Origin of the sequence: Delftia sp. ZNC0008 (genome assembly GCF_000799035.1) — a bacterium.
GTDB lineage: Bacteria > Pseudomonadota > Gammaproteobacteria > Burkholderiales > Burkholderiaceae_C > Comamonas > Comamonas tsuruhatensis.
In genome coordinates, this window is the sequence record NZ_JTKZ01000713.1 from 1 (window position 1) to 450 (window position 450).

Genomic DNA, 450 nt, shown 5'->3' on the forward strand with positions numbered 1-450 from the left:
TGAAAGCGGCTGGGCCCATGTGGGCGCCGTGGGCGCGCAGATCGGCAACAAGGCATCGTTCGATGCGCGCAACTATGGCTATGCCACGCTCACCAAGCTGCTGGCCGCCACGCAGGCGTTCGAGATGCGCGACGAAGGCACCTCGCGCGTGGCCGTGCGCGACAAGCGCCTGGCCAAGGCCCAGTCCAGGCCGTCCGGCAATTGACGTTCCCCATCGACTGGAATGCGCCCTGGCTGCAGGGGCTGCAAACGCAGGGCAGGGCGGCCTGCCTGCAGGTGGCGCAGGGCCGGCCGGTCTGGCAGGCCCTGCAGTCGCTGGCCGATGCGCAGGCGCTGCCCTGGCGCTTTGTGCCCCAGCACGATCTGCCCGAAGGCATGGCCTACGAGCAGTTCATCTTCGAGACGCGCTGCATCCCCACGCGCGACAACCTGCATGACTTCTTCAACGGC

General features: G+C 68.2%; 2 protein-coding genes. Both read left to right on the forward strand.

Annotated elements, in window-relative coordinates:
* The coding region (locus tag L995_RS23155) for an OST-HTH/LOTUS domain-containing protein (protein WP_047473852.1) at nucleotides 1-205 on the forward strand (205 nt) is incomplete at its 5' end.
* Nucleotides 202-450: DUF3025 domain-containing protein (locus tag L995_RS23160; RefSeq protein ID WP_047473853.1), on the forward strand; the 249-nt coding region annotated here is incomplete at its 3' end. The genes L995_RS23155 and L995_RS23160, both read left to right, overlap by 4 nt.